Below are 16,824 nucleotides of genomic sequence, written 5' to 3' on the forward strand. Positions count from 1 at the left end.
TACTTGCTTTCTTTTTGGCATTTGCGGAAATTACTGGAATGAAGAGATTCATCAGACTACGATACCCCCTTATTCTGGCTGCTTTATTATTCTCCTGCGACCCTGCGGCGGAGGAAAACCTCTCAGATAATAATGAGCAGACCTCCTTAAAGCAATTCACCAGGCTCTCACCCCAAGAAAGCGGCATAGATTTCACTAATGAGCTTACCCTTACCCAAGATATGGACGTCTTCCGCTACCGTAACTACTATAACGGCGGCGGCGTCGCCCTGGGCGATATCAATAATGACGGACTCACCGATATCTTCCTCACCGCCAACATGCTCCCTAACCGGCTATTCCTCAACAAGGGCAATATGACCTTTGAAGACATTACCCAAACCGCCGGGCTAAAGCATGAAAAAGAATGGGCTACCGGAGTAAGTATGGCTGACATCAATGCCGATGGCTGGCTCGATATCTATGTTTGCTATTCCGGCGACGTATTTGGGGGCAAGCGCGATAATGAGCTCTACATCAATCAACAGGATGGCACCTTCAAAGAAGAGGCCGCTACCTACGGGCTCGCAGATAAGGGCTTCAGCACCCACGCCGCTTTCTTCGACTATGACCAGGATGGCGACCTCGACTGCTATGTGCTGAATAACTCCTTCCGCCCCGTCAGCAGCCTGGGCATGCGCAATATCCGCCATGAGCGCGACAGCACCGGCGGTGACAAGCTGTATCGCAACGATGCCGGACGATACACTGACGTCAGTGAAGAGGCCAATATTTACGGTTCAGTCATCGGCTTCGGGCTTGGCGTAACCGTGGCCGATGTAAACCAGGACAACTGGCTGGACATCTACATCAGTAATGATTTCTTCGAACGCGACTACCTCTATATCAACCAACAGGACGGCACCTTTCGCGATGAGTTACCCCAACGCATAGGCCATACCAGCGCCTTCAGTATGGGTACCGATGCAGCCGACCTCAATAATGACGGCGCCCCGGAGATCTTCGTAACAGACATGCTGCCCGAAGACGAGCGCCGTCTGAAAACAATGGTGCAGTACGAGGACTATAACACCTACCTGCTTCGCCAGCAAAACGACTACTACGAGCAATACATGCGCAATACCATGCAGCTCAACGATGGTAAAGGCAGCTTTGCAGAGGTAGGCCAGCTCGCCGGAGTAGAGGCCACCGACTGGAGCTGGGGCACCCTGCTCGCCGACTTTGACAATGACGGCCTCAAAGAAATCTACGTAACCAATGGCATAGAGCGTGACCTCATAGACCAGGACTTTATCGACTACCTGGCAAACGAACAGACGCTGATGGCCAACATGAAGTCCGGCAAGGCAGACTTTAAAAAGCTGGTAAGTAAGATGACCAGCACCAAACTACAGAACTACCTCTTTCACAGAGATGACCCCGACAGCCTGCAATTCCGGAATGTCGCAGAAAGCTGGGGCCTGGCAGACAGCAGTTTCTCTAACGGAGCCGCCTACGCAGACCTGGATAACGACGGCGACCTGGATATGGTGGTCAACAATGTAAATCAGCCCTTTTTTCTCTACCGAAATAATGCCAATGAACTCGGCCAGCCCAAAGCCCTGACCATTACCTTCAAAGGACCCGAAGGCAACCCCTTCGGTGTCGGTGCACGCGTCTATGCGTATACAGATGGTCAGGTAATAATGCAGGAAAATGTACCCACTAAAGGCTTTCAAAGCAGCATGGATTATAAAATGCTCCTTGGTGTGGGGGAAACCTCCACCCTGGACAGCCTGCGCGTACAGTGGGGCTACGGAAAAGCCCAAACACTGACAGGAGTATCACCGGCCGAGCCTTTGGTGCTCAACTTTATAGAGGCTTCCGATTACACGAAGGAAAATACCCTACCCTCCGGACTATTCGTATCTGCCCCTTTAGACTTACCCCCCCATCAGGAAAATACCTTTGTCGACTTTCATCAGCAGCGCCTCATCTACCATAAACTCAGCGAGGAAGGCCCTGCCCTGGCCGTGGCAGACCTCAATGGTGACGGTGAAGACGATGTATTCATTGGCGGCGCCAGTGAGCAGGCCGGCACCATCTACCTGCAACAAAACGGCACCTTACGGAAGCTGGCTACCAGCAGCCTGGTCGCAGATGCAGCCTATGAAGATGTAGCCGCTACCTTCCTCGATGGAGACGGAGATGGCGACCTCGATCTCTATGTAGCCAGCGGAGGCAATGAATTTGCCTATCAGCGGCAGCAGCTCAGAGACCGCTACTACCAAAACACCGGTAGCCCCACCAGCCCCCGCTATACACGCTGCAACGACTGCCTCCCAAACCTGATAGCGATGAGCAGCACCGTGCAGGCAGCCGACTATGATGGCGACGGCGATACAGACCTCTTTGTGGGAGCGCGCGCCGTACCGGGACAATACGGCCTTAATGCCGATAGCTACCTGCTGCAAAACGACGGCACAGGCCACTTTAGCGATGTGACCACACGAGTAGCCCCCCGCCTGCAGAACTTCGGCATGGTCACCGATGCCAGGTGGGCGGATGTGGACGACGACGACGACCTGGACCTCGTAGTAGCCGGGGAGTGGACACCCATAGTCGTCTTTAAAAATAATGGCGAAAACCTGGAGAGGCTCAATAACACCCCCGGCCTTATGGGCACCGAAGGCTGGTGGCAGGCCATAGAGATCGCCGACCTTAACCATGACGGTTACCCTGATTTCATCGTCGGCAACTGGGGCCTGAACACCAAGTTTGAAGCCAGCCCGGAGCAGCCCATGGTCATGTACGTAGGCGACCTGGACGATAACCAGACAGTAGAGCAAATATACGCCAGCTACGAGGCCGATACCCTCTACCCCATGGTACTGCGGCACGACCTCGTTAAGCAGCTTCCTCACGTGAAGAAGAAGTACACCAACTATGCCAGCTATGCCGGTGAGCCAGTCCAGGCCGTATTCGGAGAAAGCATCGATAAAAAGGCCATCCGCAGAGAGGCTAAAATTCTCACCACTGGCGTCATCATCAACAATGGCGACGGCAGCTACCGCTATCAACCCCTGCCCGGGCGGGCCCAGTGGGCTCCTGTACGCAGCATCATCGCAGAGGATTTTGACGGCGACGGGCAGAAGGAGCTATTCCTCGCAGGCAACTACTACGGTACCAAGCCCGAAGAGGGCCGCTACGATGCCAATACCGGGCTGCTGTATAAATACAAAGAAGGAACGTTCACAGAAGTGCAGGGCACCGGCCTTAATATAAGTGGCGTAGTGAATGAAAGCCGCGTCATGAAGGCAAAGAACGGCCGCTACCTGCTTATTGGCAGAAATAATGAGGAGCCGCTGATGTATAAGATTACCGGGAAAAACAGAGACATCCAGTAATTACTAGAAACTTACTCGATGCATGAAGGCTAAGGTGGTCATGTACGCGCGTCCGTCTTCATTTCCCGGACCATACCCTCTATCGGTAAATAGCCTTTACCTCTTGGGCACAGCCCACAAGCTAAGCACCAAAATTCCCCTCCTGAATCCAGGAGGGGTCCGTGGTCCGACTTTCGGGGGTCCGACTCTCGGTGGTCCGACTCTCGGTGGTCCGACTCTCGGTGGTCCGACTCTCGGTGGTCCGACAATGCGGCATCCCGGGGGCATTGCAAAATGCTTCTTAAAGAAGCCAGTTACGGCAAATTCTCTTGCCAGTCCCAGCGGCACGTCACCTTTGTAGCCCATATAAGCTAAAGCAACCCTGAGTGCCGTAGGTACGCAGCATACACTCCCGGGAATATAATTAGCATCAGTGCAAACCTTAATGCAAAGTGGCATCTGACAAAGTCTTAGCATAATTCTGCTGTTCAGAACATCCGCATGGTCATAAGCAGACCTTACTTAACTTCCGTTAGAAATGAGATACAATACCTATATTTGAGGGTTTATTCTGCCATCTTCTGATAAACCCCTGATGAAAGCAGCAATCCAACAGAAACCCCAATGGCCTGGCATCGCCCTCGCGCTGGGCCTTCCTGTACTGTTCAGTTTACTCCAAACCGCTTTACACTCTTCAGTGTCCGGCTATACCATGGTTATAGATCAATTCCTTAGTATATCCGGACTTTTGTTGATGGGTCTGCTGCTGTTTTTTTACATAAAGAAGGTGGAAGGCAAAGGGCTAAGCTCTGTGGGCTTGCAGCGGCTTACCTTTAAGCAAACCATGTTAGCCATTGGCCTCGGTGTCTATGGCTTTCTTATTATAATGACCATCTTTTCGATCATCAGCATCAAATTCCCTGAACTAGGCCCAACCGGACCAGGGAGTCCGGGCAATCACCCGCTCTATCTTATAATTTACTTTACTATTTACCCCCTCGTATATGAGTTCATGATACGCGCATACCCTATTCCCAGACTCATTGACAGCGGACTCTCCCCAGGGCTCACCCTATCGATTAGTGTAGTGGCCTACAACCTGCTTTTCCTGGATGTTTTCCCTTCTGCCTTTTTCTTCGGCGTCGTCCTGCCCCGATCCATTTTGCTGGCCTTGCTATTCTTTAAAAACCGCAACCTCACACAATCTATGATTGCCAATGTATTCATGTACGCCCCAGTCTTCATTTACCAGCTCATATCCTCCTTGGTTAGATAATCTGGCTTTGTGGAAAGATACTTCATTCCAGGGGAAGGTATTGTTTATTAATATTCCGGCATGGCATAATTGCTGCCATGCCACCTAAAAGTCGTGCCCGTTGGATGTCACGCCGGCAGAGACTCCACTATCCTGAGGGAGCCTCCCATGTCTATACTGCTTCTACTTTCTAACTACCATGCCGGCCAGATAAGCAAGCTATGATTCTTACTTAAAAGGCATCTCATCTTAAATTAATTACTTTTGTGTAATAAATTTGATGCCGCAGCCCAAGGAATGAAATACGGCAAGAGATGAATAAGCTGATACTCCTGTTAATAATCAATTGTCTTTCCATAACCTGTGTAGCTCAACTGAGGTATGACTCACAAATAATACCTCCGTACACAAATCAAGTCGACGAATATATCGACAAAAATGACTTTTATGCCGTATCCGAGTATCGGAAATCTCTCAAACGGTCACTAAAAAGAGAAAAAAATCCAGCAAAAAGAGCTTACCTTCTGAGCCAGACCGCTATAGCCTACAACGCGATGTCAGAGTTTGAAAAAGCCCATGATTTCTGGCTGAAAGCGTTTGTAGCTTACGCTGAAATTGATCATAAAAATGTAAAAACACTTCACCACGCATTCCTCACCACAGTGGATCTGGGTAAACTGGATTTCTTTTATACCGAAACACCCAAGTACTATTTAGAAGCACTGCAAATGGCAATAAAGCTTTCAGAAAATAATCCTGAGAGATACCTGCCTGCTTTGGCAAAAATCAGACTGACGCTAGGGTTAGCATATCTGAAAGCGGATGATTATTATCAATCTGTACGAAACCTGGTTGCAGCAAAGGATATTTACCTTAACCTGCCTGACAATGGGGAGACTTTTGTAAAGGAAATTGACATGATGAAGGCAATACTTGAAAGTAAGGAGGGAGACAAAATAGCGGCAGAGAAGCTATTTGAGGCAATTGTGCCTACCCTCTCTTTGGCAGGTCCGGGATTGTTAGCTACAGAAGATGTATTTATAGAAAAAAGGCTGCACATACCGATATATATGGGTGAGCCCTATACAGTATCGCAAACTATTTATGAAAAGTGTATTAGCTACCAAACTAACTCACAAAACACCTTACACCTTGCGAACAGCCATTATGGGCTTGGGCATGTTGCTTTAATAAATGAAGATAATGCAGAAAGTTTAGATCATTTTCTGAAATCAAGGCGATTCTATAATGAAAACACCGGACTGCCACAAGAACAGATAGCACTTCGCACGGACACCCTGGACTTTTTACTCACCAGGCTATACGCTAAAAACGGGTATTGGGATGAGGCAATAGCTCTGATCGACAGCTTACTATCAAAAAAACTGGAACAGGCCGATAAATCTGACGAACACTATTATCAGGTCGCTGAGCTTTATGCTACTAAAGGAGAACTAATGTCCTTCTACGGCCGCCAAACAGAGGCAGCAAAATGGCTGAAAAAAGCCATCGCCACCATGGATGAAAATGACTTGGATTGTTGTGAATCTTATGCCTTACGTCAAGAGATAAATCTGATAAACACGGAAGAAGATGCTCTGTACGATTCATTGCTGGCTGCCACTGCCACACTGGAAAAAAGCATCGAACAAACTCGATATAAAGCAGATAAAATACCTAATCAAAAAGAATTGATAGCCGCATACCAGGAGGCCTATCAGAAATATCCCGATCATAAGGACGTAAAATCCAGACTGGCAAAGGAATATGGAAACCTGGCATGGTATTCAATATTTGCCGGTGAATATGATCAGGCCGAAACGGCTGCATTGAAAGGGCTAAAAACAGATCGTTCGCAAAAGTGGATCAACACCAATTTGGCCCTAAGCCACCTAATGCTGGGCAACCTTCCGGAAGCAAAGAAAATTTATAACAGGTATATATTGAATAACACCTTATTAATTGCCTTTATCACCGACCTGGATGACCTTGAAGAGGCCGGTATTTATCACGAAAGCTTCCCTGAGATTAGAAAGCTCCTAAATGAATTTTATTAGATAGTAAAAAATGCCAGAGCCTGCATCCGACCCGCTCACCTGGCAAGTGTGGTTTAAGAGTTTTTACATATGCTCAATCATGGAGATTCCTTTGGTAAAACTTCGCCGTAGCAGGGAAGCGTACTATAAACGGCTTATACAAGTTCGAATAACATTGTAATACACGTACTGCGAGCCCCCCGAAAATCATAGCCGTCAAGCTAAGCACCAATTCCCCTCCTGTGGTAATAGGAGTGGCCCGGCATTCCGGAGGTGCGGCTTTCGAGGTCTGAATTTCGAGGCCCGACTATCGGGCGATAGAGTATTTGCCCTCCCTTCCGCAAAATTCCTTTCCCCTTAGTGAAGCCGAATGAAATACAAGGCTACTTAGGGAAAGGTGGCCGCGGTGGTAAACATAAGTACTGCAGGAAGTAATATCGAAGAGAAGTAGTTACTTTCCCTCAAAAAATTGATTCGCGGACGGAAAGGGAATCCAACCCAGTCGCCTGCGAGCCCAGCTCCCAGGAGGGATTATGCCATGCTAGCTTGACGGCTATGCCCCGAAAATAGGACCACCCATTGCCCTGTACGCGCCAATATCTGTATATTTATTCCTATAATTAGGAAGGCACATACCATCACTTATTTTGTATTATTTTAAGCCTTCTTACTCCCGGCACCCTCATTTCGGGCCTTCATACCCCTTTTTCAGCTCCGTCCCTACACCGTCTTACCTCCGTTGCTTCTCCGTTATGAATCTATCCATCCCTTACCTTTCCTTCACTAAAGACCCGTTATAGCCTCACCAACCCATCAATTGTAATATTTCAAGACACAAACCATCTGCCATCAGCTTCACACCACCCCTAGAGAAACATCGTCATGCGTCTCCCACCCTATGGTTAAGTGATACCAACACCCACCTATACCCAAAACTCGCAAATATTTGCTATCATTAGAGTGGAAGTGAAAAAACCACATGACCAAAACACGACTAACCCAAACGCTACTCAGCCTGCTAGCCCTCAGCCTTTTCTCCTGCGGGGGAGACCAGGGCGAAGAAACAAAGGAGCCCAAACGTTTTGCCCTGATCCCACCTGAGCAGAGCGGCGTCACCTTTTCCAATAACCTGGAAGAAACGCCTGCCATGAACGTCTTCAATTACCTCTACTTCTACAATGGGGGTGGCGTGGCAGCAGGTGATCTGAATAACGACGGGCTGCCTGATCTCTACTTTACCAGCAACCTCCACGAAAACAAGCTGTATCTGAATAAGGGCAATTTTACCTTTGAGGATATCACCGAGCAGACACAGATGGCGGGTAAACGCGGCTGGACCACAGGCGTGACCATGGTAGACATCAATGCCGACGGCTGGCTGGATATCTACGTGAGCCAACTCGGTGATTACCAAAACATACAAGGCAAAAACCAGCTCTACATCAACCAGGGAACAGATAGCGAGGGAAACATATCTTTCAAAGAAGAAGCCCGGCAGTACGGGCTCGACATTAAAGGATTTGGCACACAGGCCGCTTTCCTGGATTATGACCTCGATGGCGACCTGGATATGTACATGCTCAACCACTCCGTGCACGGCAACGGCACCTTTGGCAGGGGCACCCTGCGTGAGGCTACCCACAAGCTGGCAGGCGACAGGCTCATGCGCAATGACGGCGGCACCTTCACCGACGTCACAGACAGCAGCGGCATCTATACCAGTGCCCTCGGCTATGGCCTGGGCGTGGCAGTGGGCGACATCAACTGGGACGGCTACCCCGACCTCTACATTGGAAATGACTTTCATGAAAACGACTACCTCTACCTGAATAACGGCGACGGCACCTTTCGCGAGGCCCTGCAGGAGCAGATACAGCACACCAGCCGCTTCAGTATGGGCAATGACATCGGCGACTTTAATAATGACGGCCTGCCCGACATCCTCTCGCTGGACATGCTACCGGCCGACCCGAAAATGCTCAAAGCCAGTGCCGCTGAAGATGCCTACGATGTGTACAACTATAAGCTACAGTACGGATATGCCCACCAGTTTGCCAGAAACACCCTGCAACTCAACCAGGGCAACGGCCACTTTAGCGAAATAGGCCTGATCGCAGGCACCGCCGCTACCGATTGGAGCTGGGCAGGCCTCTTTGCCGACCTGGACCTGGACGGCTATAAGGATATCTTTATCGCCAACGGCATCAAACGCCGCACCACGGACCTGGACTACATCAACTACGTGAGCAATGAGGCTGTACAGGCTAAGCTAAACGGTGACATTAGCGAAGAGGACCTGGCCCTGACCGAAAAAATGCCCGTGGTGAAGGTGCCCAACTATGCCTTTAAAAATAGCGGCGGCCTGCGCTTTACAGATGTCTCCGAGGCCTGGGGGCTTAATGAAAATTCCTTTAGCAATGGGGCTCTGTATGCCGACCTGGACGGCGACGGTGACCTGGACCTCGTGACCAATAACATCGATCAGCCTGCCTTTATCTACGAAAACCTGACCATCAAAGGAGATAAGAAGCTGGCCAACTACCTCAAGCTGCACCTGGAAGGCGCAGCAGGCAACCCTGACGGTATCGGCACCAAGGTCATTTACCCGAAAGGAAATGAAACCCGCATCTGGGAGCACTACAGCACCCGCGGCTACCAGTCGGCTGTAACCGACGACCTCACCCTCGGCCTTGGCCATGAAGCGCAGGTGGATAGCCTGCTGGTGATATGGCCCGACCTGCGCAGCCAGTGGCTGACAAATGTACAGGCTAACCAGACCATTACCGTAAAACAGGCTGAGGCGAGCGGTACCTATAGTTTTGAGAAACAGGTAAAACCGGGCATGTACCGCGACCTGACGGACTCTGTCCCGATCGACTTTACCCATAAAGAAAATAAGTACATCGAGTTTAACCGTGAAGCCCTCCTCCCCCACATGAGCAGTACCGAAGGCCCACGCATAGCCGTGGCAGATGTCAACGGCGATGGCCTGGAGGACTTCTATGCCGGAGGCGCCAAGCACCAGCCCGGCCAGCTCTTTTTGCAGACAGCGCAGGGCTTTGAGCGCTCCGCACAGCCTGTATTCGGCGAGGACAGCACAGCCGAAGATACAGGCCTGCTATTTACTGACTATGACGGTGATGGCGACCAGGACCTCGTGGTCTCCTCCGGTGGAAACGAGTGGCAGGGCACCGCGAAGCAACTCGCCCTGCGCTTTTACCTCAATCATGGCAATGGACAGTTTAGCCGCGATACCTCCGGTAAGCCAGTCGTATTTACAAATGCCTCCGTCATACGCGCTGCTGATTATGATCGCGACGGTGATGAGGACCTGTTCGTGGCAGGCCGCATACTTCCCTGGAACTATGGCATGGCCCCTGACAGCTACCTGCTCCGCAATGAAGGCAACGGCAACTTTACCGACGTAACCGAAGAGACCCAAGGCCTGCGCCACGCCGGCATGATACGCGACGCCCGCTGGGCAGATGTAACGGGTAACGGCGAGCCGGAACTGGTCCTCGCCGGTGAGTGGATGCCAGTCACCATATTCGGTTTTGAAGACGACCGCTTTACCCTCCTCAGTACCCTGGAAGGCACGGAAGGCTGGTGGAGCGCCCTCCAGGTAGCCGATATAGACGGCGACGGCGATAATGACCTGCTGGCCGGTAATCTGGGCCTCAACTCCAAAATAAAGGCAAGTAAAGACGAGCCCATCCGCCTCGTCATTAAAGACTTTGACGATAACGGCCGGCCCGACCCCCTGCTTTATCACTATTCCCAAGGGGAAGAATACCTCTTTGCCACACGCGACGAACTCGTGAAGCAACTGACCGCCGTAAAGGCGCAATACACCACTTACGAGGACTTTGCCTATGCCGACCAGGGCAAGCTATTTATCGAAAAGAGGGAAAACGCCGAAGAGCGCGAGGCCTACGAGCTGCGCAGCGGCCTCTTCCTGAATAACGGTGACCTCAGCTTCACCTTCCACCCCTTTCCCGATCATGCCCAGCTATCCCCTATCAATGCCATGGCTGTAGTAAATGAAAAGGCCCCCTTACAGATACTCACCGGAGGCAACTTCTACGAAGTCAACATACAGCGCGGCCGCTACGATGCAGATTACGGCACCTTGCTGCAATACGAGGGTAACGGCACCTTCGAATGGATCCCCAACACCATCTCCGGCATCTACCTCCAGGGCCAGATCCGAGACATGGCCCAGATCACCATCAACGGCAAAAAGCACCTGCTGGTAGCAAGAAATAATGCCCCACTGCAGGTGATTGGGGTGGAGTAGGTTTGAAGCAGGATTTTAAGGATGATGGGCGCCATGCAATGGATGGTCAGGGCAAGGTTTAGTATCTGCTATTGACTGAAAACGGCTGTCATAATTTCGGCGGGGTTATATCACGCAAAGACGCAGCGACGCAAAGAAAATAATTATTAAATTACCTTATAACATCATGGCATTACACTCATCAAACAAAAGCTTATTTATTGATTCAATAATAGAGAACATAACTGTTATAAAACACTGTATCAACTTTAAAAAAGAAAACGATAATTGGGAATATGGAGGAGAAGGCATCCTGGGGGTACCAGCATTTATTCTTATTTGTTCCGTTATAGATGCAATTGGCAGTTATTTCCGAGGCACTGAAACCACTATAACCTTCAATGAAGAATCATATAAAATTGAAAAAGCAGGACACCATTTCTATATCTTAAATCATGAGAAATTATTTAAATTTTCTTTATCGAAAAAAGCTGTCGAAGACTTCTACGAAACATATAGATGCAAATTAACACATAATAACTCCTTACCAGAAAACAACTTTCTATATATAGGCAAAGAGGGAGATAAATGTTTTGAACTAGATAAAAATGGCCAAATACAAAAAATTTATTTAAAGCCGTTATTTAAAAAAACTACTGAGGCTGTTAGCCTTTTTTTGCATTACCTTGATTTTTTTAATTTTGATGGTTCTCATCAATTGACTAAGGAACTTGTAAATAGAGCCAAAGTACGCCTTAATAATCAGGATATTAAAGACAATAGTATTACTGGTCATACGCAAACTATAGTAACAAACAATAATAGAGATATTGAAATGAATGATGTGTAGCCCCCTTTTGGCTCCCCGTTGGCGCAAGGGTCTCGCTTATACCTGGCGCGGCACGTTGCACGCCGCATACAATGCATTCCTTTAGAATGCAAACACGCAGGCTACAAGAAAAACCTCTATCATCACCAAGAATAGTCAGCCGCGTGCGAGTTTTAGTCCAATCCAGTCCGGACGAGTGCTACCCTTGAACTAAGTGGACTGTAAATAGTAAACCTTAGCCATGAGAATTTTATTCACATTATTTCTAAGCTTGATTTTTTACGCCTGTCATAAGGAAAATAATAGGTCTCGTGAAGCTGAACAAATATGGAATAGAATCACGCTTGTAGAACAGAGCGATGCCCAGGCCAAATTTGCCCGGGCAAAATACATAACAACTGCAGCATACAGCCCTCTGTACATAGGTACGCAAGCTGATACTGTTTTAGCAGATCATTTATTTGATTTTAGAGAATATCAAGTGGATGATTGGAGCAATTATAGCCAGCCCGATTCAGCTAGCCTCAGGATATTTGTAGACACATCTCAATGTATATCGCATGCCGATCGTGTTCCTCCCCCACCACGAGTCGCGAAGGAAGATTCTCTCAATGTATATGAGGCACCACGATACTTCGCCTATCCTGTTTACTTAATCAATCAGTCAACCGATACGCTGGACATCGGGTATGGAGAATATATTCCTTTAATACTGGAAGCAAAAGACAGTACAGAAGCATGGAGACCCATCCAGAGGCCCCGTATACTTTGCGGCACAGGATTAAGGTACATCCTACTACCTCCGGATAACCTGGTACTAACTGCTTACAAACTGTATAAAGGAAAAGAGCAAACCAAATTGAGACTACGGTTGGGAGATGAGGATAAGGTGTATTCTAATGAATTTACCGGCAACATCAACTATTCACAATTTATAGATAAAGGATATGGTGACGAAGAGTAATAATCATGTAGCAATCATTTTCAACCCCATTCGCTCAACAAGCGGCCTATAGCATCATGAAGACATCAAGTATTATCCCTATTCTGAAGACTGTACTACTCGTTATTGCTAATGCTCTGGCCAGTTTCACCATAGCACTGTTTGCAGTCAATATCTTTCAATTTAATAATCCACGTGGGATATACGAGGAGAAGGATGTACTCATTTTACTACAATGTATTATTATTCAGAATGTATTACTCTTATTCCTGCAAAAGAAGAAGGCAACTATTTATCTATACGTTCAGGTACCGATAAATTATTTAATCATTTATGAATATGTATTCTTAGTCTACTAAAACCTGTGCAGCGCTTGTCCTCCGGATGAGATACGTTTGGCACAAGGGTTACGCATATTCCAAGCGCGCCATAAAATGAACTCCTTCTAGCGCAACTAGCCTGACAGTAAATACCCCTCCCGATTGTAATTTTCCCCATCTATCTCTTAGTTTAGAAGTACAAATAGCATCTAGCAAATAGGTTTCACCCTTAAATGGCAAAAAACAGTTGAGTATGAAAAAGTTAACCCAGGCGATACTTATAGCATGGATGCTAATAGGTCTGGCTGGCAGGGCGCAGGCCCAGGGTACCGTTACGGCAAACAGTGCAGGCATTAAGTATAACCCCGGACATTACGTAGCGATGGGCCCTCATATAAACCTGCCGGAGATAAAGCACCTGCAGGAGCCTGCTTTGCGTGGGGTAAACAAGCGGTACCACTGGCGGATACTGGAACCTGAAAAAGGGGTGTATGACTTCTCTGCTATAGAGAAAGACCTGGCGTACTGCGAAGCGCAGAATAAGCAACTGGTGGTATTCCTATGCGATAAATCTTTCTGGAAAAGGGGGGCTGTGCCTCACTACCTGAAGCAGTACGAGCTGCCCTACCCGGACGGCAGCTTTAACCCTGTACGCTGGGAACCGGAATACATAGACCGATTCATCGCGCTGGGTGAGGCGATAGGCGAGCGGTTTAATGACCACCCGAACTTTGAGGGTCTGGCCATACAGGAGTCAGCACTGGGCCTTACAGAGGAAGATTATGCAAAATTCGGCTATACGCCGGAGAAGTACCGCGATGCGCTTATCACTATACTAAACGGCATGCGGGAGGCCATGCCTAACTGCCAGATCTTCTGGTATCAGAACGGCATACACGAAAATGATGGCCACCTGAAGGAAATTGCGGACACTATGTCGGGAAAAAATGTAGTAATGGGCGGGCCGGATATACTGCCTCACAGAAGGTGGCTGAGGTATACATACAGGATATACAGGGAGTACAAGGGGAAGATAAAACTGTTCTGCTCCGCACAGGACGACTCCTACCACCACCATAAAAATGATATACGATTAGCAGACAAGGAGCCGGTACCGGAAGAGGGCTACCTGACCATGGAAGAGATTTTTCTCTACGCCCGTGATTCGATGCATATAAACTACCTTTTCTGGAACTATTACTACCAAAACCTGGAAGAAAACGACCGCACGTTCGACGAAGTGGTGGAGGTAATACAGGAATACCCTGAATTTAATACGGGGGAATATGATAACTCTAGCAAATAAGACAGGCTACTATAACACTATACCCAACCAGCTACCCGATATCCAGAAATAAGGTCTGCCTGTAGCCCCCCTTTGGCGCAAGCGTCTCTGTTTTAACCCCTTTGGGGCTTGTGCCAAAGCCAGTAGCAAAGCAAAACAAATTGAGGCTAGGGTTAGGTCGACAGATTAAGCTTTTAGAGACAAAGCAAAAGAGAACTAAAGTTCATTAGCTCTAATAAGCACGGTCATATCTTTAGACTCTCCTATTTTTGGGTGAAGAGTTTGAGGATCAGTAAATTCAAACCGGATCCAGACATCTTTATTATTACTACTGACAAAGGCCTCGTTAATATCCTCAGCCATCTCCCAGCTTACGTCATTATAGGTTTCCGTTTCTGAAAGAGACAAAGAACAGTCCTTCAATGTAATTAGAAAGCTATCTTCCCCTAAACTATCGGGAGCTTCCTTTATATTAAAATCCACAAACCCGATTTGAGGCTTATGTTTATTAATGAAGTAAAACGGGTTATTATGTTCTTCCCTTGAACAAGCGAAAGACAAAAATGCCAATATCCCAATAATTGTAAAAGGCAATATTATCGTATTCTTTTTCATGTATAATAACATTATTTATACTTCCCAAATCAATATAACACATTTCAAACACAAAGTGAGTGCCACCCTGCAAAATGATGCGGACACCCCTACTATCAGTGGTAACCCCCGTCAGTCTGCAAGTTTAGTACCCCCACCGCCCCACATCGGTGCAAGGGTCACACTTGTCCCTGGCGCGGCATGCAATGCGCTCCTCAGAGTGCAAACGCGCAGAAGGTAGAGAACAACTCCACAGTAGGCAAAAAACACTTCAGCCTGATTATTTAGTCCAATCCAACCCGGAAAAGCACTACCCATTACATGGCGCCAATTGCATTGCGCCAATTGCATTGTGCCTTGAACTAAGTGGGGCCTCATCAAAAAAAGAGCCGATAATTGCGGGACTGTATACCGGCAGCCTTTACCAAATATTGGAAACTCAGGAAAGATGATATTACCATATGCAAAGACTGTGAGTTCAGGTATATTTGTACGGACTGTCGGGTATTTCGCGAAAATGAAGACCTGTACGCCAAACCTTCAAAATGTAGCTATGACCCTTATACGTGCACTTGGCAGTAGTTTACTTGTCTGTGGCCTGCTGGCATGCAATGGCACCTCCGATCATTCAGACGTAACTTTCTCCGAGGTACGTCAGGCAGATAGCACCCTGCAGATAGAATACATAGCGCAGTTTTGCGATGAAAACTTTAAAAGCAACCCAGAGCTTTACGCCGTAGCCAGCACCTTTGCAGGCGACTATAGAACAGCTCTGGAATACACGGTTATTGCCGAGAGATCAAACAATCAAGAGGTCACAATAGAGTCCCCTCCCGCCGAAGAAATGGCGAAAATCGAGCAACAATATTTGAAAAGGCTTTCAGATACATCAATACCGGATGAGCAGCGGTCTGATTTGGAAACCTTCCTAAAAATAATGCGCTATACCCAGCCGACATATGCAGACTCGATATTGCGTAAGGCACAGGTGGCAGATGCGCGCACCTATATTGTGGAACAAGCGCACCAACATCACTTTACCCTTATTAATGAAGCACACTTCAGCAGCCAGCACCGGCAGTTTACAAAGTCGCTACTGGCACCCCTATATAAGCAGGGTTATCGCTACCTGGCTCTTGAGACATTCCAGGCAAGCAATGAAGAACTGCATGGTGTCAAATACCCTCTTATGACAACAGGATATTATACCAAAGATCCTGTATTTGCTAATCTGGTGAGAGAAGCAATCCGTCTTGGTTATACTTTGATAAGTTATGACGAAGGTGGCAGAACTAATAACGAGAGAGATTCTATATCAGCAATTAATATTTATGAAAACACCCTGAAAAAAGATAAAGAAGGCAAAGTATTGATACATGCTGGTTATAGCCATATTAATGAATATGGTGATGCTTCAAACAGACCTATGGGCATCCAATTAAAAACCCTTACCGGACAGGACATACTTACGGTAGATCAGGAAAGAATGAACTGGCTGCCGGATAGCACGCAACTGCATGACTGGTATAGAAAGACCTTACACTACCACAATATCACTGAACCAGCGGTGCTGCTGGATGATGAAGGTAACTCCCTGGTAGACCCCGTACATGTAATCGGGATAGATATTCAGGTTCATCACCCCCCTACCCGCTTTACTAAGGGGCGCCCTGACTGGCTCGCCGAGAAGGGTAAGCATGATGTAGACCTGCCGGAAGAGCTACTAAGTAACTGGTCTGGCTACCTGATGCAGGTACATAAGCAGGGAGAACCACATGGTGCTGTATCCGTAGACAACATGGTAGTGGGCCGGGCCCAAAAGCTGATACTCGCACGCGGCACCTACACCTACCTGCTTATCAATTGCGATGGCGTTGTCAAGGGGAAAGGGACCCTTACCGTAGATATTTGACAGGGAATT

Annotated in this window: 10 protein-coding genes; 9 read left to right on the plus strand and 1 reads right to left on the minus strand. The window is 48.0% G+C overall.

Annotation, left to right across the window (positions count from 1 at the left end):
* Nucleotides 1–38 precede the first annotated feature (38 nt).
* The 8 genes from AB9P05_RS04340 to AB9P05_RS04375 all read left to right on the plus strand — a co-directional run bounded on the left by AB9P05_RS04340 (nt 39) and on the right by AB9P05_RS04375 (nt 14,330).
* Complete coding sequence (locus AB9P05_RS04340) at nt 39–3,386, plus strand: FG-GAP-like repeat-containing protein (RefSeq protein ID WP_371907584.1); 3,348 nt, start codon at nt 39–41, stop codon at nt 3,384–3,386.
* A gap of 574 nt (nt 3,387–3,960) precedes the next feature.
* Nucleotides 3,961–4,641 carry a hypothetical protein gene (locus AB9P05_RS04345; RefSeq protein WP_371907585.1) on the plus strand — a complete coding sequence of 227 codons (681 nt, stop codon included), beginning with the start codon at nt 3,961–3,963 and terminating at the stop codon, nt 4,639–4,641.
* A gap of 533 nt (nt 4,642–5,174) precedes the next feature.
* On the plus strand, nt 5,175–6,677 hold the full coding sequence (locus tag AB9P05_RS04350) for a tetratricopeptide repeat protein (RefSeq protein ID WP_371907586.1): 1,503 nt from the start codon (nt 5,175–5,177) through the stop codon (nt 6,675–6,677).
* A gap of 958 nt (nt 6,678–7,635) precedes the next feature.
* Nucleotides 7,636–10,953 carry a VCBS repeat-containing protein gene (locus tag AB9P05_RS04355; protein ID WP_371907587.1) on the plus strand — a complete coding sequence of 1,106 codons (3,318 nt, stop codon included), beginning with the start codon at nt 7,636–7,638 and terminating at the stop codon, nt 10,951–10,953.
* A gap of 166 nt (nt 10,954–11,119) precedes the next feature.
* Nucleotides 11,120–11,782: a hypothetical protein gene (locus AB9P05_RS04360; RefSeq protein ID WP_371907588.1), complete on the plus strand. Its 663-nt coding sequence runs from the start codon at nt 11,120–11,122 to the stop codon at nt 11,780–11,782.
* 220 nt (nt 11,783–12,002) lie between these two features.
* Nucleotides 12,003–12,725 carry a hypothetical protein gene (locus tag AB9P05_RS04365; RefSeq protein ID WP_371907589.1) on the plus strand — a complete coding sequence of 241 codons (723 nt, stop codon included), beginning with the start codon at nt 12,003–12,005 and terminating at the stop codon, nt 12,723–12,725.
* A gap of 56 nt (nt 12,726–12,781) precedes the next feature.
* Entirely contained in the window at nt 12,782–13,063 is a 282-nt protein-coding gene (locus AB9P05_RS04370) for a hypothetical protein (protein WP_371907590.1), read from the plus strand.
* A 214-nt stretch (nt 13,064–13,277) separates the two neighbouring features.
* Nucleotides 13,278–14,330, plus strand: coding sequence for a hypothetical protein (locus AB9P05_RS04375; protein WP_371907591.1), 1,053 nt, complete (start codon nt 13,278–13,280; stop codon nt 14,328–14,330).
* 195 nt (nt 14,331–14,525) lie between these two features.
* Here AB9P05_RS04375 and AB9P05_RS04380 read toward each other — a convergent pair whose 3' ends face one another.
* Nucleotides 14,526–14,924: a hypothetical protein gene (locus AB9P05_RS04380; protein WP_371907592.1), complete on the minus strand. Its 399-nt coding sequence runs from the start codon at nt 14,922–14,924 to the stop codon at nt 14,526–14,528.
* Between the two features lie 532 nt (nt 14,925–15,456).
* Here AB9P05_RS04380 and AB9P05_RS04385 point away from each other — a divergent pair.
* Nucleotides 15,457–16,815 carry a hypothetical protein gene (locus tag AB9P05_RS04385; protein ID WP_371907593.1) on the plus strand — a complete coding sequence of 453 codons (1,359 nt, stop codon included), beginning with the start codon at nt 15,457–15,459 and terminating at the stop codon, nt 16,813–16,815.
* Nucleotides 16,816–16,824 lie beyond the last annotated feature (9 nt).

It is taken from the genome of Roseivirga sp. BDSF3-8 (genome assembly GCF_041449215.1).
In the GTDB taxonomy this organism is placed as follows: domain Bacteria; phylum Bacteroidota; class Bacteroidia; order Cytophagales; family Cyclobacteriaceae; genus JBGNFV01.

Excerpts from the sequence above, each read along its gene's own strand:
- AB9P05_RS04340 (WP_371907584.1), top strand. The coding sequence starts at position 39 with ATGAAGAGATTCATCAGACTACGATACCCCCTTATTCTGGCTGCTTTA.
- AB9P05_RS04345 (WP_371907585.1), top strand. The coding sequence starts at position 3,961 with ATGAAAGCAGCAATCCAACAGAAACCCCAATGGCCTGGCATCGCCCTC.
- AB9P05_RS04350 (WP_371907586.1), top strand. The coding sequence starts at position 5,175 with ATGTCAGAGTTTGAAAAAGCCCATGATTTCTGGCTGAAAGCGTTTGTA.
- AB9P05_RS04355 (WP_371907587.1), top strand. The coding sequence starts at position 7,636 with ATGACCAAAACACGACTAACCCAAACGCTACTCAGCCTGCTAGCCCTC.
- AB9P05_RS04360 (WP_371907588.1), top strand. The coding sequence starts at position 11,120 with ATGGCATTACACTCATCAAACAAAAGCTTATTTATTGATTCAATAATA.
- AB9P05_RS04365 (WP_371907589.1), top strand. The coding sequence starts at position 12,003 with ATGAGAATTTTATTCACATTATTTCTAAGCTTGATTTTTTACGCCTGT.
- AB9P05_RS04370 (WP_371907590.1), top strand. The coding sequence starts at position 12,782 with ATGAAGACATCAAGTATTATCCCTATTCTGAAGACTGTACTACTCGTT.
- AB9P05_RS04375 (WP_371907591.1), top strand. The coding sequence starts at position 13,278 with ATGAAAAAGTTAACCCAGGCGATACTTATAGCATGGATGCTAATAGGT.
- AB9P05_RS04380 (WP_371907592.1), bottom strand. The coding sequence starts at position 14,924 with ATGAAAAAGAATACGATAATATTGCCTTTTACAATTATTGGGATATTG.
- AB9P05_RS04385 (WP_371907593.1), top strand. The coding sequence starts at position 15,457 with ATGACCCTTATACGTGCACTTGGCAGTAGTTTACTTGTCTGTGGCCTG.